The 22245-nt window shown below is 43.7% G+C and carries 18 protein-coding genes and 1 tRNA gene; 16 read left to right on the top strand and 3 right to left on the bottom strand.

Going from position 1 to position 22245, the window contains the following annotated elements:
* The first annotated feature begins 162 nt into the window (after window positions 1-162).
* The 3 genes from ACTUJY_RS00985 (at window position 163) to ACTUJY_RS00975 (ending at window position 4645) form a co-directional block, all read left to right on the top strand.
* Window positions 163-2547 carry a zinc-dependent metalloprotease gene (locus tag ACTUJY_RS00985; RefSeq protein WP_463614164.1) on the top strand — a complete coding sequence of 795 codons (2385 nt, stop codon included), beginning with the start codon at window positions 163-165 and terminating at the stop codon, window positions 2545-2547.
* A 110-nt stretch (window positions 2548-2657) separates the two neighbouring features.
* Window positions 2658-3143 carry a PH domain-containing protein gene (locus ACTUJY_RS00980; RefSeq protein ID WP_463614163.1) on the top strand — a complete coding sequence of 162 codons (486 nt, stop codon included), beginning with the start codon at window positions 2658-2660 and terminating at the stop codon, window positions 3141-3143.
* 17 nt (window positions 3144-3160) lie between these two features.
* Window positions 3161-4645 (top strand): PH domain-containing protein, encoded by a 1485-nt coding sequence (locus ACTUJY_RS00975; RefSeq protein ID WP_463614162.1) that lies wholly within the window; start codon window positions 3161-3163, stop codon window positions 4643-4645.
* 200 nt (window positions 4646-4845) lie between these two features.
* Here ACTUJY_RS00975 and ACTUJY_RS00970 read toward each other — a convergent pair whose 3' ends face one another.
* The gene (locus ACTUJY_RS00970) at window positions 4846-5601 is read right to left on the bottom strand and encodes a hypothetical protein (RefSeq protein ID WP_463614161.1); all 756 of its coding nucleotides are present in this window, start codon (window positions 5599-5601) and stop codon (window positions 4846-4848) included.
* 237 nt (window positions 5602-5838) lie between these two features.
* On the opposite strand from ACTUJY_RS00970, the gene alaC reads away from it, so the two are divergent.
* Window positions 5839-7011 (top strand): alanine transaminase, encoded by a 1173-nt coding sequence (gene alaC, locus ACTUJY_RS00965; protein WP_463614160.1) that lies wholly within the window; start codon window positions 5839-5841, stop codon window positions 7009-7011.
* Between the two features lie 94 nt (window positions 7012-7105).
* Here the strand turns inward: alaC and ACTUJY_RS00960 are convergent, their stop codons facing one another.
* On the bottom strand, window positions 7106-7600 hold the full coding sequence (locus tag ACTUJY_RS00960) for a GNAT family N-acetyltransferase (RefSeq protein ID WP_463614159.1): 495 nt from the start codon (window positions 7598-7600) through the stop codon (window positions 7106-7108).
* Window positions 7601-7707: 107 nt separating this feature from the next.
* Between ACTUJY_RS00960 and ACTUJY_RS00955 the strand changes: the two genes are divergently transcribed.
* The 9 genes from ACTUJY_RS00955 to ACTUJY_RS00915 all read left to right on the top strand — a co-directional run bounded on the left by ACTUJY_RS00955 (window position 7708) and on the right by ACTUJY_RS00915 (window position 15205).
* Complete coding sequence (locus ACTUJY_RS00955; protein WP_463614158.1) at window positions 7708-9885, top strand: GNAT family N-acetyltransferase; 2178 nt, start codon at window positions 7708-7710, stop codon at window positions 9883-9885.
* A 33-nt stretch (window positions 9886-9918) separates the two neighbouring features.
* The gene (locus ACTUJY_RS00950; protein WP_463614157.1) at window positions 9919-10332 is read left to right on the top strand and encodes a DUF4399 domain-containing protein; all 414 of its coding nucleotides are present in this window, start codon (window positions 9919-9921) and stop codon (window positions 10330-10332) included.
* Window positions 10333-10385: 53 nt separating this feature from the next.
* Window positions 10386-10787, top strand: a complete 402-nt coding sequence (locus tag ACTUJY_RS00945; protein WP_463614156.1) for an SMI1/KNR4 family protein — start codon at window positions 10386-10388, stop codon at window positions 10785-10787.
* Window positions 10788-10868: 81 nt separating this feature from the next.
* A complete protein-coding gene (locus tag ACTUJY_RS00940; protein WP_463614155.1) occupies window positions 10869-12497 on the top strand; it encodes a M28 family metallopeptidase in 1629 nt (542 codons plus the stop codon).
* Window positions 12498-12565: 68 nt separating this feature from the next.
* Window positions 12566-13249, top strand: a complete 684-nt coding sequence (locus ACTUJY_RS00935) for a zinc metallopeptidase (protein WP_463614154.1) — start codon at window positions 12566-12568, stop codon at window positions 13247-13249.
* 42 nt (window positions 13250-13291) lie between these two features.
* Window positions 13292-13426 carry a hypothetical protein gene (locus ACTUJY_RS00930; RefSeq protein ID WP_463614153.1) on the top strand — a complete coding sequence of 45 codons (135 nt, stop codon included), beginning with the start codon at window positions 13292-13294 and terminating at the stop codon, window positions 13424-13426.
* Window positions 13423-13560 (top strand): hypothetical protein, encoded by a 138-nt coding sequence (locus tag ACTUJY_RS00925; protein WP_463614152.1) that lies wholly within the window; start codon window positions 13423-13425, stop codon window positions 13558-13560. The genes ACTUJY_RS00930 and ACTUJY_RS00925 overlap by 4 nt, the downstream gene beginning before the upstream one ends.
* 30 nt (window positions 13561-13590) lie before the next feature.
* On the top strand, window positions 13591-13944 hold the full coding sequence (locus ACTUJY_RS00920; RefSeq protein WP_463614151.1) for a DUF1428 domain-containing protein: 354 nt from the start codon (window positions 13591-13593) through the stop codon (window positions 13942-13944).
* 247 nt (window positions 13945-14191) lie between these two features.
* Window positions 14192-15205, top strand: coding sequence for a GGDEF domain-containing protein (locus ACTUJY_RS00915; RefSeq protein ID WP_463614150.1), 1014 nt, complete (start codon window positions 14192-14194; stop codon window positions 15203-15205).
* Between the two features lie 114 nt (window positions 15206-15319).
* On the opposite strand, the gene ACTUJY_RS00910 is transcribed toward ACTUJY_RS00915, so the two are convergent.
* Window positions 15320-19801, bottom strand: coding sequence for an EAL domain-containing protein (locus ACTUJY_RS00910; protein WP_463614149.1), 4482 nt, complete (start codon window positions 19799-19801; stop codon window positions 15320-15322).
* Between the two features lie 196 nt (window positions 19802-19997).
* On the opposite strand from ACTUJY_RS00910, the gene ACTUJY_RS00905 reads away from it, so the two are divergent.
* From ACTUJY_RS00905 to nusA, 3 genes are all read left to right on the top strand, one after another.
* Window positions 19998-20074 (top strand) — tRNA-Met (locus tag ACTUJY_RS00905).
* A gap of 184 nt (window positions 20075-20258) precedes the next feature.
* Window positions 20259-20723 (top strand): ribosome maturation factor RimP, encoded by a 465-nt coding sequence (rimP, locus tag ACTUJY_RS00900; RefSeq protein ID WP_463614148.1) that lies wholly within the window; start codon window positions 20259-20261, stop codon window positions 20721-20723.
* 22 nt (window positions 20724-20745) lie between these two features.
* Window positions 20746-22245, top strand: coding sequence for a transcription termination factor NusA (gene nusA / locus ACTUJY_RS00895; protein ID WP_463614147.1), 1500 nt, complete (start codon window positions 20746-20748; stop codon window positions 22243-22245).

Below are 22245 nucleotides of genomic sequence, written 5' to 3'. Positions count from 1 at the left end.
GCTCAAGAATGTTGCTCAGAAAATCGTCGTGAACCTTTTCTTGGCTGTGGCATCCATGTTATTAGCCGCTGCTGACTAAAGTTAAAGTATTTTTGTATCTAGTCATAATGTTCAAATATCTTACAAATAAAAATTGAAAAATACGAAATAAGAGACAATAAAATGAAAAAACTGTTTGTTCTGTTATTGATCTGCTGTTGTTTACCACTCTGGTCACTTCCTTCGGTGAGTAACTTTACCAAAAGCCTTCAACACCAACCGGGTTTTATTGATATTTACTACGATCAAAAGCAGGGAAAAGTATTTCTTAATGCAAAACTGGAAAAGCCTTTTATTTTGTTGACCAGTTTGCCTTACGGGTTAGGCTCTAATGATATTGGGCTCGATCGAGGGCTACAAGGAGGCTCGCGACTGGTGGAGTTTCGGAGAGCGGCAGGAAAAGTTTTACTGGTGCAGCTCAATACAGATTACCGTGCCGACTCTAAAAATATTGCCGAAAAGCGCTCGGTAAAAGAAGCATTCGCAGAGTCGGTGTTGGCCGCCTTGAATGTTGTTGCGGAATCAGGCGCAACTGTTTTAGTCGATGCGACTCCTTTTCTGTTGCAGGACCACATGGGTGTTGTTGAGCGTCTTAAGCAAAAACAACAAGGCAATTTTCAACTGAGTCATGAACTTTCGTCGCTGGATAGACAATTAATAAAGGCTTTTCCGGACAATACGGAATTGCAATCCATACTCACTTTTACTGGAAGTGGAGCGGGTGAATTTTTAAAGTCGGTTATGATTGCGGATGACCGTTTTACCTTAAGGCAACGTGTTTCGTTGGTTGCACTACCCGATGATGGATACAAGAAACGAGCGTACCACCCATTTTCTGGTTTTTGGGCGGAACAGTATCAGGATTATGCCAGTGCATTAACTGAACCCATGACCCGTCGCTTTATTCCACGGCATCGTTTACAGAAAAAAGATCCACAGGCGGCTATGAGTGAAGCGGTGGAGCCGATTGTTTACTATGTTGATAATGGTGTACCTGAACCAGTACTTAGTGCTTTACTCGAAGGTGCGCGATGGTGGAATGAAGCGTTTGAAGCAGCGGGCTATAAAAATGCGTTCCAGGTGAAAATTTTACCGGAACACATTGACCCTATGGACGTGCGTTACAACGTCATACAGTGGGTGCATCGTTCAACTCGCGGTTGGTCTTACGGTGCTGCGATAACGGATCCACGAAACGGTGAAATTATTAAAGGACATGTCACACTGGGATCGTTACGGGTTCGACAAGATTTGCTGATTGCACAAGGGCTCACTGCTCCTTTTGAAAACGAAATACAGCAACACCGGCAGCAGGCTATGGCGTTAGCGCGAATTAAACAATTGTCAGCACACGAAATAGGTCATACGTTGGGAATAGCGCATAACTTTGCTTCCAGTGTTAATAACCGCGCATCGGTAATGGATTATCCACATCCTAAAATTACGCTTGATGAAAAGGGTAATCTATCCTTGCAAGAAGCTTATGCCAGCGGAATTGGTGAATGGGACAAGCAAGTGATTAAATACGGTTATGGTGATTTTTTAGGTAATGAAGCTGAAGAATTGAGCGCTATTATTGCTGAATCAAAAGCAAAAGGATTGCAGTTTATCAGCGATCCCGATGCCCGTCCGCAAGGTGGATTACATCATAGCGCTCATTTATGGGATAACGGTAGCGATGCGAGTGCGGAATTAGATCGATTAATTAAAGTGCGTGCCGTGGCATTAGATCAATTTTCTGAGCAGGTGATTGCTGATGGAACGCCATATTCGCAAATTGAGGAGGTTTTGGTACCTATCTACAATTTGCATCGTTATCAAGTGGAAGCGGTGGTTAAGCTGATCGCAGGTCGTCATTACCAGTACGCAATTAAAGGCGAAGATTCATTTATTCAAGAAGTTGTTGAGTTAGAAAAACAGAAAAAAGCGTTAGAGACGTTATTAACGACGCTTTCAACTCAATTTTTAAAGATCGATTACAGAATTGTTCATCTGATTCCACCCAAAGCCTATGGCTACCAACGCACTCGTGAAAGCTTTAATGGATATACAGGACTCTCATTTGATCCACTTTCGGCGGCAGAAAGCAGTGCGCACCACACCTTATCTTTGTTACTGAATCCGGAGCGGTTAACTCGACTGGCGCAACAAGAAGTTCAAGGCAACTTCTCTGCCGAGGAAGTATTGTCACGTGTTACGCAATTCTTGATTGAGCAATTGGATTCGAAAAATATTGAACTGCAAATTGCTATGCGAGTTTTCAGTGCTTATGTGCATCAACTGGTTCATGTGTCTGCGTCAAACCGATTGCCAATAGAAGCCAAGTCAGCAACACTTTCACAACTGGAGCGTTTAAAAACTTGGTTAAAGCGCGAACTGGGGCGTACTCGCAAAGAAAACAAAAAGTACGGCTATTATCTTGTGTTGCAACAGCAAATTGAACAGCAGGATAATAGCAGTCAAGTCACCAAGCCTTTGCCATTACCACCGGGTTCGCCAATCGGATAATCGTTATAGCCATCAATTGTGAATACCCTATCGAAAATCTTTCGATAGGGTAAGTTTTTATAATGTTTGCAGACTGATATTCAAAGCTTTTGGAAAATAACAGGTTTAAGATGAATAATAACCAACCGTTAGCACCTGGTGCATTAGAATACTTTAAAGTGAGTGCGGTTATTGGGTTAGGCATTATCTTTTTATTGTCAGCCATCGCCATTATCGCAATTTCAATCAGTCAGTATCGTTTTCCTTCCTGGTGGTTTATTCTCGGTTATTTGTTGGTCATGGTGATTTTGGGAACTTTTATGATAGTCATTCATCCAGCGAAAAAATTTCAGCACAGTCGTTGGCGTTTTGATGAACAAGGGATGCATTTTTTCACTGGGATTTGGTGGCGAAAACAATATGCGGTGCCTCGCAGTCGAGTTCAGCACATTGATGTTACACAAGGCCCTCTGCAACGAAAATACGACATCGCCTCGCTGGTACTTCATACGGCCGGTACCATGAATGCGTCGGTGACCGTTTTGGGCTTGGCGTATGAACAGGCGGTTGCCATTCGTGACGAGTTGCTGGTTCAAGATGAATACGATGCAGTGTGAGAAGGGGGGCTAGGATTATGACCGAAGGCATTCGTCTGCATCCGATTTCCTGGTTGTTTATCATTATCGAGTTTATCAAGCATTTCTTTTTACCTTTATTGATTGCGCTGTTTGCTGGTGGCGGCAAAAATTACGAAACGATCGGCGCAATTTTTGTTATACCCGGCATTGTTTTTGCGATTTTGCAATACTGGGTTTATCGCTATCAATTGAAAGAGAACGAGATTGAAATTCGAGAAGGCGTACTGGTGAAAAATGTACGTCATGTGAAATATCAACGGATTCAAAACCTGAACCTGATCCGCAATCCATTGCATCGATTATTTGGTGTAGCACAGTTGGAACTCGAGTCTGCCAGTGGTGGTAAACCCGAAGCTGTGATGCGGGTAGTATCGCTTTCGGCAGTTGAAGAGATCCGAACTCGGGTGTTGCAGGCAAAGGCCGACGTACCCACAGGTAACTCTGATCCAAAAACAGAGTCGACCGATGAAGTGGATACTTTGTTGAATATCCCACTTTCAGAACTGGTAAAGGCAGGAATAATTTCTAATAAAGGGATGCTAATTGTTGCTGTTTTTTTTGGCGTAATGGGACAGACAGGGCTGTTGGAACGCTTTGGCGATTACATTGAAGCTCAAATTGAAACCTGGTTTGGTAATGTGTCGTTGGATTTATCACAGCCTCTGGGTTGGTTATTGATGATACCGTTAGGGTTACTGACGTTTATTCTGTTTATTCGATTGCTTTCTATTTTGTATTATGTGATTACGTTTTACGGATTTCACTTACAACAATCGGGCGATAAACTGGTTGCGCATTATGGATTGTTCACTCAGTTTAATCCTACAGTGCCACGGCAACGAATACAGCAGGTTTCTATCACTCGTAATATTTTACACCGATACTTTTCGCGTGCAGCGGTAAGGGTTGCAACCGCAGGGGGGATTGCCGATCAACAGGGTGGAAAAAACTTGCGCTGGATCGCCCCCATAATTAATGATGACAATACAGAAGCATTTATTGAAAGCATTCAGCCAGATTTGGATCGAAACGTACAACAATGGTTCGCCGTAGAATTTCGAGCCTGGAAGCGTATTACCCGAGTGCAAACGTCGTTTTTATTATTGGTTATTGCTTTGGCTTATTTTGAAGTCTCCTGGTATGCATTGTGGCTATTGAGTTTTATTCCATTCATAATTTTTCTTGCACGCAAGCGCGTTGCAAACATGCGTTATGGGTGCAGTACCAATGCGATTGTTTTTGAGTCGGGCTGGTTAGTGAAGCATCAAACCGCAATCCCTATCAATAAGATCCAATCGCTGATGTTAAAGCAGTCGCCTTTTGATCGCCGCAATGGAATGGCTAAAGTCGCCGTAGATATTGCCGGACTCGATATGAATCAACATCATGTCTCGATTCCTTACTTAAATACGGATGTTGCGCGGGTATTGCTGGACGATATGTATTTTAAGGTCAGTGGTACTGTTTATTCATGGAAGTAACTTCGCTCTCAGTACTTTGTTCCTTGCACCTGAATTGGAAGTTTAGGTGCGGCCTACCCTCAAGGGTCGTCTTGGTTGTTACTGCCTTGGTGGAGAGGGAGGCCGCGAACGGGTAAAAAAGGCTGCTTTGATTCGTTAAGAATCAAACTGCAGCAGCCAGGGGTTGGGGTTAAATCAGGTGGTGGTTCATGCACTCGCAATTAATCAAATATTAGTGCACCCACTATTACGCCAAAGGCAACATCTTCCCAGTCCAGTCGAAAGTGCCAATGTGGGCAATGATGATCATGATAGTGCTCGTCCAGATAGTCGTAGTAGTAATCATAAACCCATACCGGATAGTGGTGATGCAGCGTTATGTAGTGACTGCGGTACGGGCGATAGTAATAGCCATGACGGTGATAGTGCCGGTAATGATGGCTATGACGATAACGTTCACGCCAATGACCAATGCGACTGCGATGCCATTTATGACTGTGTTTGTCGTAATGTTTATAGCGCTCTACCATATGGCGTTGTTTGTCTTTTTTCCATTCACGTCGGTGTTCGGTATGAATGCGATGTTTACCGGAATTGTTGTGGCGTGTGACTTCACGGCGTTCATTGCGCTGGTGACTACGGTATTTTGAGTCGTTTGAGTGCTTCACTTCACGGTCGCGCGTTTGGTTGGTTTCGCGGCGATTGTTCTTCGACGGTTTTTCATCGTTTGTAAATAATGCGGGTTTAAAGTCTCGCGATCCACTGCGGTATTGACTGCGATGAGCGCTACGATTGGAGCTGCGGTGCTCAGAATGGCGGCTTGAACGCACTGTTGAGCGATGGTTCTTATTGCTATGAGACTGTGAGACCGACTGCCTCACCTTGGATTCTCGATCACCTTGATCACGGGCTTCCAAGCTGATGCTACTCAGAGTAAAGCTCACGACAGTTGTTAATAGTAATACCTTCGATTTCATGGGTATTTCCTCGTTATTTCCGTGTTATCGCTTATAGTAAGCAAAATAAACTGAACCGAGACTGAATGTTAATGATGATTGACAATGCAGGAATATGTGGACTTCTAGTAACAAAAAGCTATTTCATCGTGGCTGCATATAAGATGGTTTTTAATTAATATACTTTGCTCAATGATTTAACCAAACTCGAGATAAGTATAAGTCGGAGTTTTCATTCCGATACAACAGGAAAACATCATGGTTCAAGAATTCAGTCGTATTAAACGTTTGCCTCCCTATGTTTTTAATGTCATTGGGGAGTTAAAACAGGCGGCACGTGCCCGTGGTGAAGATATCATCGATCTGAGTATGGGTAATCCCGATCAGCCGACACCGCAGCACATTGTCGATAAAATGATTGAAGCGGCACGCGATCCTCGGACTCACCGCTACTCGCAGTCGCGTGGTATTCCACGATTACGCCAAGCCATCTGTAATTGGTATCAACGCAACTATGATGTCCAGCTGGATCCTGAAACGGAAGCCATTGTTACCATAGGCTCAAAAGAAGGCTTGGCGCACCTGGCATTAGCAACAATGGAACGTGGCGATTCGGTGATTGTACCAAATCCGGCGTACCCCATTCATCCTTATGGTTTCGTCATCGCCGGTGCTGACATTTTGCATGTGCCTCTAACCAGCTACGATGAGTTTTTTGCTGGCGTTGAAAAAACGCTGCGCATGACCTGGCCGAAGCCGAAAATGTTGCTATTGAATTTTCCGGCTAACCCCAGTACCGATGTGGTCGATATTCCGTTTTTTGAACGTGTGGTAGACATTGCGCGCGAACACAAAATTTGGGTGGTTCAAGATCTCGCTTATTCCGATATTGTTTTTGACGGTTATCAGGCACCTTCTATTTTGCAGGTCGAAGGAGCGAAGCAAGTGGCGGTGGAGTTCTATTCGTTATCGAAAAGCTACAATATGCCGGGTTGGCGATTGGGTTTTTGTTGCGGTAATTCGACGTTGATCCATGCATTAGCAAGGCTCAAATCTTATCTTGACTATGGCATTTTCACACCGTTGCAAGTCGCAGGAATTGCAGCATTGGAAGGGCCGCAGGATTGCGTTGTTGAAATTCGAGAACGCTATCGCCAACGGCGCGACGTACTTTGCGAAGGACTTAACCGACTGGGGTGGCCGGTTGAACCTCCAAAAGCGACCATGTTTGTATGGGCACCCATTCCTGAAAAGTATCGGGATATGGGATCGTTGGAGTTCTCTAAATGGCTATTGCAGGAAGCGAAAGTGGCGGTTTCTCCGGGGATTGGATTCGGAGAATACGGTGACCCTTATGTTCGCTTTGCCTTGATCGAAAATGAGCAACGAATCCGACAAGCTTTACGGGGCATAAAGAAAGCCTTTGATTAAGGAATCAAGTTTGAAGCATTAAACGATAAGCACTGAGTTTAAGATATTTTTAGCCTTATAGTACTTCTCTTCGCATTCTTTAGCTTAGAGCTTATCACTTCGTGTCGTTAATTTTTGTAAGTGGTAGGGTGTAATGATAAAAAGACTGATCGCGGCGATAACCCTTCGACATATACACTTGCTGTGCCGCAATGTTTCGCTGCTCAGTCGATAACTTGATTAATATTGCTCCACTCTCAATCGCCATGGCTTTGGCTTTATCCAACAAAGCAAAGCCGACACCTTTGCGTCGAGCAAAGGATCGCACGTATAAATCGTTCATGGTCCAGATCGGCTTTAAATGCACCGATGAATACCCTGGGTACAGATGAATAAAGCCTGCGGCTTGCCCACCCAAACTGGCAATAAAAGCGACAGATTGTTTGTTTTCCAATCGCTGTTTTAGAAAGGCTCTACCGGCAGCTTCATCCGATGGTTGCTTATAAAATTGCCGATATTCATTGAACATGGCGGCTAACTCATCCAAATCCTTGGCGTTGACCTCAGTGATTGTCAATTCGTCGTTCATGGTAATTTGCGGTAAACTCATTTTAGGGCCTGTTTAACGTATATCTGTCCTTTTTCAAAGGCGCCGATTGTACGCTCTGCCATCCGCAACTCACAATACAAAAAACAGTTATATGAGTCACAGAACACATGAATAATAAAAATATAGCAGTGGAATTCAAAAACGACCTGCGCAAGCAGTTGCCATTGCTTAAGCAGGCTCGTCATCGTTGGCCTGTTATTATCTATGAAACGGAAACTTTATTTGAGTTTCAGTCTACACCTACCTATTCACTTATCCTTCAAGTGTTGAAAATGGATGAGCTCAATAACGCGCTGTTGGTGTCAAAAGATACCTGTTCCAAACTGACAACCTTAGCACCGGAATACTACCAACAATTGTTGGGCAATGAATGGTCTATGGTTGTGATTGATGCGCGTGCTGGTTTACGTGCGAATTTGCTTGCAGCCGCCGCTGGAACGGTGAAAGCGGGAGGCTTATTGATGGTCGTTTTACCTTCAACTCAGGAGTCGGTACAACAAGATAATCGAGAAACTCTTCGATTGTTCGGTGATACAGTTGAAGGTGACAGCTATTTTATGCAGCGACTGTTACAAAATTGCGAACAGTATTGCAGCGTGTTGAATTGGGCATCTGGTGAATTTTATGGCAGGGGTTATTCTGTCAATTCGGATTTTGTTGTAAGCCAAAACGAATCGAGTTTTAACGAGCAATGGAATGCCATTGTGGCAATCCAACAGGTCTTTACCGGGCATGCCAAACGTCCTCTGGTTCTCACCGCGGATCGCGGACGGGGTAAAAGTTCAGCACTGGGGATGGCCATTGCCCAATTAATAAATGAAACCGACAAAAGCTTTGTGATCACATCGCACCATGAGACTGCAGTGAGTCAGGTTTTTTATTGGTTTAGTCAAAGGGTTTTGGGGGATCGCGAAAGTCGCTTTCAATTTTTACCACCGGATCAACTACTTGAGCAATTAGAATCCGGAAAATTGACGGTGTCCGGAATTTTACTCGATGAAGCGGCGGCTATTCCTGCGTCGATTTTAAAGCGATTGACCCTGCTGCATAATCGCCTTGTTTTTTCGACAACTTTACATGGTTATGAAGGCAGCGGCCGCGGATTTGCGATCCGATTCTTACCTTGGTTAAAACAGATAATGCCACAATGGAAGTCGTTGCATTTATCTCAGCCAATACGCTGGAATATAGGTGATCCATTAGAAGACTGGGTTCGCGACCGGTTGATTCTCGGAGCTGCCGATTTAAAACCAAGTGCTGAAATACAAAGTCATGCAACGGAACTTAAGGCTGATGAGCTTAAATGGCAGTGGATATTGCCACGTCAGTCCATTCCCGAGCCGATATTAGAGCAAACTTTCTCACTGTTAGTCGACTCACATTATCAAACCACACCGGACGATTTGCGACAATTAATGGATCATCCCGGTCGATTTTTATTGATAGCAAAACATCAACAACGTGTGATTGGCGCAAGTGTTGTTTTTTCCGAAGGACGAATCTCTATTGAGTTAGGTCATGAAATTGCAGCAGGAAAACGCCGTTTACGGGGGCAGTTAACACCGCAACAACTGGCTTACCACCTTGGAGAGCCAGAATTCGTCACATTAAGTGGCTGGCGAATACAACGCATTGCGGTGATGGCCGACGTGCGTCGTCAACATTTGGGTCGCGAGATGCTTGGTCAAATTGAGCAATTTGCAAAAGCACAACGACTGGATTATCTCAGTACCTGCTTTGCTGCTTCGGAAGATTTGGTGCCTTTCTGGATTCAAAACGGTTATCGCCCCTTACGGTTGGGAGTAAAAAAAGATAAAGCTTCAGGCTGTCACAGTTTATTAATGGCTCGGCCAATCACACGATCCGTAAATTGGGAGCCGTTATTGCATCGCTTTTTTCCTCAAACCGAAATGTTGCTTCCTTTGTATTTTCAAAGTTTATCTGCTGAAATAATCGTACAATTGTGGCGATGTGCGCCTACGACTCCATTTGAAAGCCAAGATTTAAACAGTTGGATACGGTTTGTAGAAGGGCAATGTCACTTAGAAGATGTTATTTTATCTTTGGATCGATTACTGCGGGTCGGATTGGGTTTGTCCAATTCTGATCATGAGGCGTTGCAAGGACTTGTAGCTCGAATTTGGCAATGTCATGAAATTGCAACTTGGTGTCGGTTGTTTCAATGTCAAGGGAAACATCAAGCATTGCAAAAACTTCGATTGCAAGTTAAAAGTTTAGTCGATACGATCCAGTCTTCCGTGAGTGTTTCATCCACTACGAATTAACATTTAAACTTACGACGCATAAAGGAAAATCTAATGAGAAAAATCATCCTTACCATTACTGCACTTATTGGTGCATTTTCAGCACAAGCGATGGAACCGACCACAGCCCCTGAAAATGCGAGAGCATACATTGTTTCTCCAAAAGATGGCGCAGTGGTTCCTAAAACTTTTACTGTTCAATTTGGTTTAACGGGAATGGGGGTAGCGCCTGCGGGCATTGAAATGAAAAATACCGGTCATCATCATTTATTAATTGATGCTGATAAAATACCGCCATTCGATCAACCATTGGGCAGTGATGTAAAACACTTCGGTGGTGGACAAACCGAAGTCACATTAACTTTGGAACCCGGTGAGCATACTCTGCAATTAATTTTAGGCGACCACTTGCACAGACCTCATAAACCCGCTGTCGTTTCAGAAAAAATCACGATAACGGTTAAGTAACACATTAAATGAATGCACTTCGATGGCGAAGCGTTTTGGTATGAGTCTGGTTTATGAACGAGTTGATTGAAGAACTCAGACGATTGAATGAAGATCGTTATGGCAGTGTCGAGTTGCCAGATTTGGATCGGCTGGTGGAAATTGAAGAAGAAATTCTAATTTCTCTTCCGATTGAATTTAAAGAGTTTTTACTGACCGTGAGCGATGTGGTTTATGGCCATATTGAGCCGGTTACGGTAACCGATGACCACTTAAATACCTATTTACCCGATGTGGCCTTTTCAGCGTGGGATATTGGAGTGCCCAGACACTTAATTCCACTTTGTGAAAAAGAAGGCTGCTATTATTGTGTCGAACAAGACGGATCGGTTGTTTACTGGCACGATGGTGAAATCGATGAGAATGGTTGGGATTCGGTATGGCAATGGGTGAAGGAAGTCTGGTTGCAACAATAAAATGCTCATTTATCAATAAGCGTTGACATACATCACAATAATTTAATGACATAGCATTTGAAATACTTTGGGAGGACTGCATTGAAAAAGTTTCTATTAACATCGTTGCTCGTGAGCAGTGTCAGCGTAGCAGCCAAATCCAACTTCGAACAGGTTTATGAAAGCTTCGATAAAGATGTCTTTACACAACATGTAAAAACATTATCATCCGATGATTTTGGAGGTCGAGCGCCGGATTCTGAAGGCGAAAAGAAAACCATCGATTATATGGTAACACACTTTAAAAAGTTAGGCTTAAAGCCAGGCAATGGCAATCTGTTTACACAACAAGTACCACTGGTTTCCATCGAGTCAAAACCAACCCGCAATCTGAGTATTGGAGATGTTGAGTTCACCTACTTAAAAGACTTTGTTTCCAATTCCAGTCAGTTGAAAGAAAACATTACGGTTAAGGACTCTGAAGTGGTGTTTGTTGGTTATGGCATTGTTGCCCCCGAATTTGGCTGGAACGATTACGCTGCGATGGACGTTAAAGGGAAAACGGTGATGATATTGGTGAACGATCCAGGATACGCAACGGAAGATCCTGAGCTGTTTACTGGCAAGGCAATGACCTATTACGGACGCTGGACTTACAAATACGAAGAGGCAGCTCGACAAGGTGCAGCGGCAGCGATCATTGTTCACGAAACGGCACCGGCAAGTTACGGTTGGAATGTCGTTGAAAGCAGTTGGTCTGGGCCACAATTTCACTTACCTAAAAATAAAAACAGTGCGCCGGTAGTGGACGTTGAAATGTGGTTGTCTGAACCGAAAACGCGCGAAATATTGAAAAAAGCGAGTCTCGATTTTGATCAATTGAAAGAACAGGCAAAAAAGAAAGGGTTTAAAGCGCAATCGTTAAAGTTAAATGCTAATGTAGCAGTGGCCAATCATATTAAGCGTTCTAAGTCCAACAACATTCTGGCAACCATTCCGGGTACAAAACGACCCGATGAGCACATCATTTATATGGCGCACTGGGATCATCTTGGCACGCACCCTGAAAAAGAGGGCGACAATATTTACAATGGTGCACTTGATAATGCAACCGGTACTTCAGCGTTATTGTTGCTGGCTGAGGCTTTCCAAAAGTTGACTGAGAAACCAGAGCGATCAGTAACCTTTATTGCAGTCGCTGCGGAAGAGCAAGGTTTGTTAGGATCAAAGTACTATGCTGACAATCCGGTGTATCCACTGGAAAAAACGGTGGGCGTGGTGAATATGGACAGCTTAAATGTGGCCGGACTTAAAAAAGACTTTACCGTGATCGGTTTTAACAAGTCAGAATTACAGGAGTATTTAGGCGAAGCAGCTAAGCGACAAAATCGTGAGTTGAAAGCCGAAGCGAAACCGGAGCGTGGCGGTTTTTATCGATCCGACCATTTCAGTCTGGCGAAAAAAGGGGTGCCTGCCATTTATGCCGGCGGCGGCAGTGAGCCATTAAACGAAACGCACGCAAAAATTGCGGAGCAAGTCGGTGCGTTAAAAAGCAAATGTTACCACCAGCCTTGCGACGAATTTAGTGAGCTTTGGAGCATAGAAAGTGCGATTGCCGAAATTCAGGTATTTTTTGAAACCGGATTATTGTTAGCGCAGTCGAACGACTGGCCTAACTGGTATCAGGGCACGGAGTTTCGAGCGATCCGTGATCAAAGCAGAGCACGCTAATTCTTTTCAGTATGTTGAATGTTTTTAAAACCCGGGAATAGCGCAGCGACTCCCGGGCGTTTTATTTTATGATTTATCTCATTGCGATTTTAGTATTTCTCGGTGTGCTCGTTTTACCAGGATGGTGGGTAAAGCATACTCTGAAAAAATACTCGATAAACTATCCTACACTTCCTGGTACCGGCGGTGAGCTAGCGAAGCATTTAATTGAACGTTTTCAATTGCCGGTGACGTTGGAAGTAACCGATCAGGGCGATCATTATGATCCTGAGTCGAAAACGGTTCGGCTCGGAGAACAACATTTGAACGGCCGCTCGCTCAGTGCAGTCGCAGTAGCAACGCACGAAGTCGGTCATGCCTTGCAGCACCATCACGGTTATAAATTACTAAACATACGCACGCAACTAGCGAAGCTGGCCATTCAGGCAGAGCGTGTGGGCAGCGTTGCTTATTTGGTGTTGCCTGTGTTGGCGTTACTATCTCGCTCACCGGCGGTTGGTGCGGTAATTTTGCTGATTGCTGTAGGCAGTATGTTTCTTTCGGTCATTGTCCATCTGGTTACTTTGCCGGTAGAGTGGGATGCTAGCTTTAAACGGGCGTTACCCATTCTCGAGCAAGGGAATTATCTTTCAGACGGCGAACTAAAAGTTGCCCGGAAAATTTTGTTGGCAGCTGCACTGACTTATGTTGCGGGTGCCTTGTTGTCTCTGGTTAATATTTGGCGTTGGCTGCAGTTGTTGCGTATGCGCTAAAAATTGTTCTTGATAATTTTCAGCTTTTTCTGGATAGATGTGATGAGCGACGATGTTTCGTTCGTAAAACAAATAATCAATCAAGTTTATCGAAATGAGTATCGACGGATTTACGCAACACTCATTCGTTTACTCGGCGATATGAATTTAGCAAAAGAAGCGTTGCACGATGCTTGAATGAAGCCATTCAAGCGGCCAGCAAAATTCCGCCCGCTCGTTATGGCAGTATTGAGATTCGACCGGTGCGTGAATTACAGAGTGAAAACAATATTGGGTATCAACCACAGGAACGCGTTTCTGTAAAAAGTTGATTCTTTTCTGACACATTAATGGAGTTTACTATGAGTTACGTCGATGGCTTTGTCTGTGCCGTTCCTACTGAAAATCGGGAAAAATATAAAAATTATGCGGAGCAAATGGCGGCGGTATTTAAAAAATACGGTGCTGAAAAAGTAGTGGAATGTTGGGGCGATAAGGTTCCAGATGGTGAAGTCACGTCATTTCCTATGGCAGTCAAGTGTAAAAGTGATGAGACCGTAGTCTTTTCCTGGATATGGTGGCCTTCTAAGCAGATCCAGGAAGACGGTTGGGCAAAGGTCATGAAAGATCCTCAGTGTGATCCGGAAAAGAACCCTATGCCTTTGGACGGCAAGCGTTTAATTTACGGCAGTTTTGATGTGTTAATTAATGAGTGATGATTTATGTCAACCAATTCATTATGCAACGATGAATTGGTTGACCGTCTTGAACTTCACTTTCTATTCTTTTCTTGACTATACTGAGCTTGTCGAAAAACATTTCGAGTTTATCTCGTAATGTGATTATTCAATTGTCTAATATCGTACTGAGTCGTTAATTGGGTTAGAGCATTACTTATCTCGATTGAGCTATGTGTCACTCACTGCTCACCTGGAACAATGAATCGTTGGTTGAGTTTTATCTATGGAGCAACAACTTAAAACTGTTGGCATGAAATCCAGAAGTACGCTGGCCTGGTTGAGAGATCAGCGACTCGCTGCATCACCGATTAACTATGTTGTTGCTTATTGTTACGTGAATGACAGCCACGAATTGCTGAAAGAAGAAATGGATCAAGTTCTTCAAAATGGAGGTGTCAATGACGAAATATTTCGAGATTTTTTTAAAAAGTTTTTATTGTCAAAATTAATTCCTGAGTTTAATCGTGATGAAGGGTTTAGAGCGATCATAGAAAAAGCAAATTCGTCTATTTCGAAAACGGCCAAGGAGCTAAGTGATTATGGGCTTTTGCTTACGGATAATAAAAAAATATTAGGTGATAAACCATCGGACTTAATTGTTAAAGATGTGTTGACTAATTTAATTAAAGAAACAGACTCCATGCATAGCAAGTCGCAATTGCTTGAATCCAAACTCAAAGACGCCTATCTACAGCTGGATGATTTACGCCAACAGATCAGTCAGGAAAAAGTGAAAGCTCAAACGGATCCACTTACAAAGCTACTGAATCGAGAAGGGTTGGAAACAGAATATAAAAGGCTGGTTGCGGATTTTAAAAATACATTGCCGATTACCTGCATTGTTGTGGATATTGACCACTTTAAGTTATTTAATGATCAATACGGTCATGATACGGGTGATGAAGTGCTTACAGCGGTAGCGGGAGTGTTAAAAAGTTCTGTTCGCGCATCCGATGTCGTTTCGCGCTTTGGTGGAGAAGAGTTTTTAATTTTATTGCCTAAAACACCTATTGCCAATGGCCAAATGGTTGCTGAAAAGCTAAGGCAAAAAATAAAAACGTTGCAATTTGAAAATACACAATGTCCTTCAGAGTCGGTTTCAATCTCACTTGGTGTATCCGAATATCGTCGCGGTGATAATTTTCATAAGATGTTTAAACGAGCCGACCAGGCTTTGTATTACTCGAAGGAATCTGGACGAGACAAAGTAACACTGGAAAGTGAAGTGTTGAATTAATGCTCATAAGTTTCTATTCATGCTAAGACGGTGTGCCATTCTCTTGCTAAATGGTCATAACTTAAAAGTGATTTAAAAATCCACGCGAAAAATTGCTTCGAGAGTTTTACAATGTTAGCGAAGTTGAGCTTGATGTTGAGAAATATACTGAAGTAACGCTTGCTCCGTGATCGGTTTAGAGAGTAGATAGCCTTGGACAAAGTGGCATTGTCGATCCGTTAGAAAGGTGAGTTGAGCTTCGGTCTCGATACCTTCTGCAACCACTTCGAGATTTAAGTTCGCTGCCAATTGAATGATTGTATCGACAATGGCTTCGCTATTGTTATCTTGGCCAATACCAAAAATAAATGACTTGTCGATTTTGAGTCGATCGATTTCGAAATCTTTCAAGTAACTCAGTGAAGAATAGCCAGTGCCAAAATCATCTATCGCGATTTTTGTACCCAGTTGCTTTAACTGCTGTAATATTTCTTGAGTACGATCTCGATTTTTCATTAATGTGCCTTCGGTAATTTCTAATTCTATTTTTCGATAATTGATAGCGTGCTTTCGTAAGCACTCTTTGATTACCCCTGCTAGGTCATAATTTAAAAAATGATTGGCAGAAAGGTTTATAGCAAATTCGTAAGGCGCTAATAGTTGTTCGTGTGTTTCTAAAAACTGACAAACCGATTGTAATAGCCATTCAGTAATCGGCAGTATGAGATTAAGTTTTTCTGCTACAGGAATAAACCGAGACGGTTCCACATGCTGTCCTGAAGATTTTCGCCAGCGTAGCAGCACTTCAAAACCAGTAAGTTGACGATCTCTGGTTCGAAAGCGCGGTTGAAAGACGGGGTAAAATTCTTCTTGCTGTATTGCATTACGTAGATCTTGCTCCAGTTGTAGTTGCTCACGTGCGAGCAAATTCATTTGTTCTGTAAAATATTGAAAGTGATTTCTTCCCGCCGCTTTTGCATGATACATAGCGACGTCGGCATGCTTTAATAAACTGGAAACATCTCGTCCATCTTCTGGAAACAAACTGATCCCCATACTTGGCGATATAGTCAAACTTTGACTTGTTATTTTAAATGGTTGCCTTAAAATTTCGAGAATACGTTGGCATAAAAAGCTGATCTGTTCCATTTCCGAGTAATCTTCAACGAGTATCACAAACTCGTCACCACCAATACGTGAAACCGTATCTTCTGGTTGTAAGCAATGTTTAATTCTTACCGCAACTTCCACCAAAATTTCATCGCCTGCTGCGTGGCCTAGCGAATCATTGATGGACTTAAAATGATCAAGATCTAAAAATATAATCGCTAGTTTTAATTTAAGGTGAGATGCTCGTTCTAATGCGTGTTCGATGCGGTCATTAAGTAACGAACGGTTGGGTAAGTGTGTAAGGGGATCGTAGTTTGCCAGTTTGCGTAGCTTGTACTCGGCTTCTTTGAGTGCGCTGATATCAGACCAAATGAAATAATAATGAGAAAATGCCGATGGTGAAGCTTGAATTTTTCCGGCTCGTAGTATGACCGGTTTTGTTTGCCCTTTGGGAGCCGGTAACCAGCTTTCACCTTCCCAACTCTGCTGCTCATCCAGTGTCGCGATTACTTGAGTGAAAAAATCAACGGGCATGTAACTGGTATGCAGTCGATTGATATTTTGATTGTAGATTTCATTTCGGCTAAGGCCGGTGAGATGGTAAAAAGCAGGATTAGCGGTTTTGATTTTGTGTTGGTGATCGGTGATCGCAACAGCATCGGAAGTACTGTGATAGGTTTGCGCGTAGAGGAGCGCATCGTCTTCTTTTTGTTTGATATCGCTGATATCGGTAAACGTACCTGTGGCTTGCTTTTCATTGGGCCGAGTTTCGGTCATGCCTCCCAGCTCGTGTAGCCATCGATAATCGCCGTTGTCATCCCGCCAACGGTAAACACAATCAAATTGCGTATTTTTTTGTTCGGTAAAAGTTTGCCAGGCGCTCTCGAACATTTCGCGGTCTTCTGGATGAATTCGTACCAAATGTTGTTCGAACGACGAATTGTCGATTTCTTGCTGTCGATGATCAAAACGACGATAGGTGAGTTGTTTGTTTTTTTGTGTCCAGTCCCATATCCCACTGCCACTACTGGACAGTGCGAGAGAAAGGCGTTGCTGGTTTTGGAGTAATACTCGTTGAGTTTTTCGTTTATGGCGCAAATGATTGACACGCAACGAGTAAACTAACCAGCTCAACAGTATCGAGAATAAAATATAAGAAAATAGAGCGGTATTGGAAAGCCAAAGTGGTGGTTCGATTTCGATAGGAAGGAGAAGTGTTGCTCGTTGTTGTCCGTGTTGAGAAACAATATGCAGTTGGTATTGTCCGTGGGGTAAGCCCGCCAATGTAATTTGATTCTCTTCCAAAGTGACTGGTTTAATGCTGTGTTTTCCATCCAGCCAATAAGTGTAGCGAGTTTGGTTACGACTAAAAAAATTAAGCTCGGTAACAAACAAGTTAAATCCAAGATCTTGGCTAGATAGCGTTAATTTATCTATTACTGGCATAAAAAACGATGGGGTTGAACCGGGTTTTAAAATCTGCAATTTGCTAATTTTAATTGGGAAAGGATCGTGTTTTGGTTCAATAAACTTGTCAGGTGAAATTTTCATGAAACCGTTAACACTACCAAATATCAAATCGCCATTTTGCAATTGGAGGTGCGCGCCTTGATTGAACTCTTCCTCTAGAACGCCATCGAAAGCGGAAAGGCGAGAGATTGACTGAGTTGAAAGGTGATAACTGAGCAGTCCGTCATGACTGCTCATCCACAGTCGGTCTTGATAGCGACGTAAACTGTAAATGGTCATATCGTTCAAACCGTTTCGACTGCTCAAGTGACGCACGATTTGACTGGTTTGGCCATTCCAATCGATGTGATAAACGCCGGCGCCGCTGTAAGCCAGCCAAATCGATCGTTCATTTTCGCGGTAAATATCCGCGGCAGTTAAATGGGGGTCGTGTTTAAATTTTTGCTGAAACACCTTTTGTAACCGATGACGACCTTTATCGACACGATAGACGCCATTATTGGCAGCAACCCAAAGGTCGCCCAATTGGTCCTGTTTAATTAACAGCACCGAGCCTTCAAACGTTTGACCGTTATCCAGCCGATAAGGCGATTCAGAGAATTTTTTCTGTTGTGGATGGTAAAGCAGTAGGCCATCGTCATGACCAATCCAAATATTTCCTTGGTCGTCTTTGTACACGGCTTGAAATAAAATTCGCTTCAGCATCTCAGAGAGCGCACGATGCTCGGCTGGTAAATCCGATGCGTTTTCTGTTTTAATATCGAAAACGCGGATCCCATAATAAGTACTCAACCAAAGTTGATTTGCCATAGGAATGATGTCGTAAATGGCGCGTTCGGTATAAAACCATTGTTCAGGAATGGGTTGAAAATGTTGGTATTTATTTAAATCGGAATCAAAACGTATCAATCCATTTTCAGTGCCAACCCAGAGCGCATCTTCGGATTCGTAAAAGGACCAAATATTAGACACTTGGCCATAACGGGAAGAATGTTTATTTTGGCGCAAGTAAAAGTGCACTTCTCGACTGCGAGGATCCCATTGGTAAATTCCGCTACCTGCTGTTGCTATCCATATATATCCTTCGGCATCTTGCATCAGCCCATAAGCTGAATTGTTATTGTTGATTAAATTCCCTTGGTTCAGGTTAATCACTTTTTGCAGTTTCGAACTTGATGTGAGCTGATAGACACCATTAGCCGTTGCTAACCAAAATTGGTTTCCCAGTTTTTCGATGGCGAAACTTTTATGCTTAATGAGTGGGGTTAATGAAAGCGGTGAGCCGCTCAACAGTGATTGTTTTAATAAGCGAAATACGCCTTTATTGCTGGTGAGCCAGATATGATCACCGATTAAAGCGATATCATTGACAGACGCATCGTTGAATTTACGTTCGTTTTCGATGGCAAAACTCAGTCGCTGCAGGTGCAGCTTGTTTCTATCTAATGAATAAAGGCCGCGTGTGGTGCCAATTAAAAGATGGTTCTCTAATACTTCTAATGAGACGACACCGTCGTCACTCTGAGTCAGCTGGTTAAAATTCGTATAGAACTTTCTCGCGACCTGTTCACCGCGGGGAAGAAAATAAATGCCATCCCAGCGGGCAAACCAGAGCGTTCCTTTGTCATCTTCTTTTATTTGGCTGATGGGATTGATGTCACCACTTTGAAACTGCTCGCCTTCGAAGGCGAGTTGATTAATATTCAGTGAGTCGACGTTTATTCGAAAGACCGACAGCTCATTTGCCAACCAGAGTAGTCCTTGACTGTCCTGGATCAAATCATACACTTCATTGCCTTCCAAGATATGGGATGGGCCTTTGATGTCGTGAAACTGATAGCCATCGTAACGCTGCAGGCCATTGGTGGAACCCAACCAAACGAAACCGTGCTTATCTTGAAGCAATGCTGTGATCCATCGAGACTTCAATCCTTGCTCGAGCGTAAGCTGTTTGAAGTAAGGTGACTCTATTAATGGCTCTTCCGCAGCAAATAAAATGCCGCAAAGCATTAGACTGATTAAAGCAAGTCGTGACAATGTTTTACTTTCCCGGTTGCAACAATCAATACAAAGCGATCGATTGAAATGAGTATAATCATTATAGGGCCTGATATTCGGCCGGGTTGACACTCGGTTGATATTGTTATTTATCAAAGAACCAACGATATTGACTCTAAATTATGCCGTATACTTGTGATTCTTTCCGGTATTCGTTAAAATTTCGGCACTTTGATGCGGGGTGGAGCAGTCTGGTAGCTCGTCGGGCTCATAACCCGAAGGTCGTTGGTTCAAATCCGGCCCCCGCTACCAACCGGTTTTTTGTTCGAAGCCCCACTTATGGGGCTTTTTGTTTGCTGTGCTTTCCGCTTTTCGGAGGAAATCACACTTAGGTAAAACAGGTGATTTATACTCGTTTTACCGCCCACAGATTGTTATAAAAATGGGCATTTATGCCCATTTTTTGTTTTTGAATTCAGTTTATGAGGAGTCCGAGGTGGCGGTGATTGAACAGCTGAATCGTCTGATTGAGCCAGCCGTGGAAGCGGTGGGCTTCGAATTTGTCGGACTGGAATATGTTGCCGAAGGTCGGCATTCGGTGCTTCGAGTGTTTATCGACAGTGAAGAGGGTATTACTGTCGATGACTGTGCCGATGTCAGTCGTCAAGTAAGTGCTGTATTGGATGTTGAAGATCCTATATCGGGTCATTACAACCTTGAAGTCTCTTCGCCTGGCATGGATCGTCCCTTGTTTAAACTTGAGCATTTTCAGCGTTTTGTGGGTGAAGAAATTAAATTGCGAAGTCATGCCCCAGTGGAAGGACGACGTAACTTTCGAGGTATTTTGCAGGCCGTAGAAGGCGAAAATATTACTCTGTTAGTGGACGGGCAAACGTTCCAGGTCGCTCACAGTAATGTCGATAAAGCAAATCTGATCCCGGATTTTGGCGATCAGGAGTAATACTGGAACCGAGGTTTAAGGTATGAGCAAAGAAATTTTATTAGTCGTTGATGCGGTTTCAAACGAAAAAGACGTTGAGCCCGAGTTGATTTTTCAGGCGCTAGAAGCGGCTATTGCTACAGCGACCAAAAAGAAAAACGGTGGTGAGATTGATGTACGTGTTGCCATCGATCGGGTTTCCGGCGAATACGATACTTTCCGTCGGTGGGAAGTAGTCGATGATACCGACAGCGGGTTGGAGTCTCCCTTTACTCAAATCAGTTTGTCCGCTGCTCAGGTGGAGCAACCCGAAATCCAGGTTGGTGAACATGTTGAAGAGCAAATCGAATCCATCGAGTTTGGCCGGATAGCAGCGCAAACCGCCAAGCAGGTGATTGTTCAAAAAGTACGTGAAGCTGAACGTGCCAAAGTCGTACGAGCTTTTGAAGGGCGAGTGGGCGAATTAATAACGGGTGTGGTGAAAAAGGCGAGCCGTGACAGCATCATTTTGGATCTGGGTAATAATGCAGAGGCGATCATTCCGCGTGAAGAAATGATGACGCGCGAGTCGGTTCGCACTGGCGATCGGGTTCGTGGCTTGCTTTATGCTGTGAAGCCGGAAGCGCGTGGCCCACAGCTGTTTGTTAGCCGGACACGTCCTGAAATGCTGATCGAGTTGTTCCGTATTGAAGTTCCCGAAATTGCGGAAGAGGTCATTGAGTTGCGTGGTGCGGCTCGAGATCCGGGTTCGCGAGCAAAAATTGCTGTAAAAACCAACGACAAACGAATCGATCCAGTAGGCGCCTGTGTTGGTATGCGTGGTTCACGTGTTCAGGCGGTATCAGGCGAGCTGGACAATGAGCGAATCGACATTGTGCTTTATGATGATAACCCGGCACAGTATGTCATCAACGCAATGGCTCCGGCCGAAGTGGTGTCCATTGTGGTTGACGAAGACAGTCACAGTATGGACATAGCGGTAGCAGAAGATCAGCTGGCTCAGGCCATCGGTCGCAGTGGGCAGAATGTTCGATTGGCGAGCGAATTAACGGGCTGGACGCTGAATGTGATGACCGAAGCGGATTTCGAAGAGAAAAATAGCGTAGAAAGTGAGAGTATCATTAATGCCTTCGTTGAAGAGCTGGGTGTTGACGAAGAGCTGGCTGGAATTCTAGTTCAAGAAGGGTTTACCACGGTAGAAGAAGTGGCTTATGTGCCTTTAGCCGAAATGCTCGAAATTGAAGGTTTTGACGAAGAGTTGGTGGAAGAGCTGCGCGCAAGAGCAAAAGACACCATATTAACGAAAGCCATCGCTAGCGAAGAAAAGTTGGAAGCGGCAGAGCCGGCCGAGGACCTGCTCAATATGGAAGGCATGGAAAAACAAGTGGCGTTTCAACTGGCCTCCATGGGTATTAGGACTATGGAAGATCTGGCCGAGCAGTCTGTTGATGAGCTGATGGATATCGAGGGGATGACCGAAGAAAAGGCGGGACAACTGATCCTGGCTGCTCGGGCGCCCTGGTTTGAAAATGATGAATCATAA

The sequence above is a fragment of the Pleionea sp. WD8-19 genome (assembly GCF_055326765.1).
Note: the sequence above shows the minus strand (reverse complement) of the source record. Positions and strands in the feature narration are given on the sequence as shown.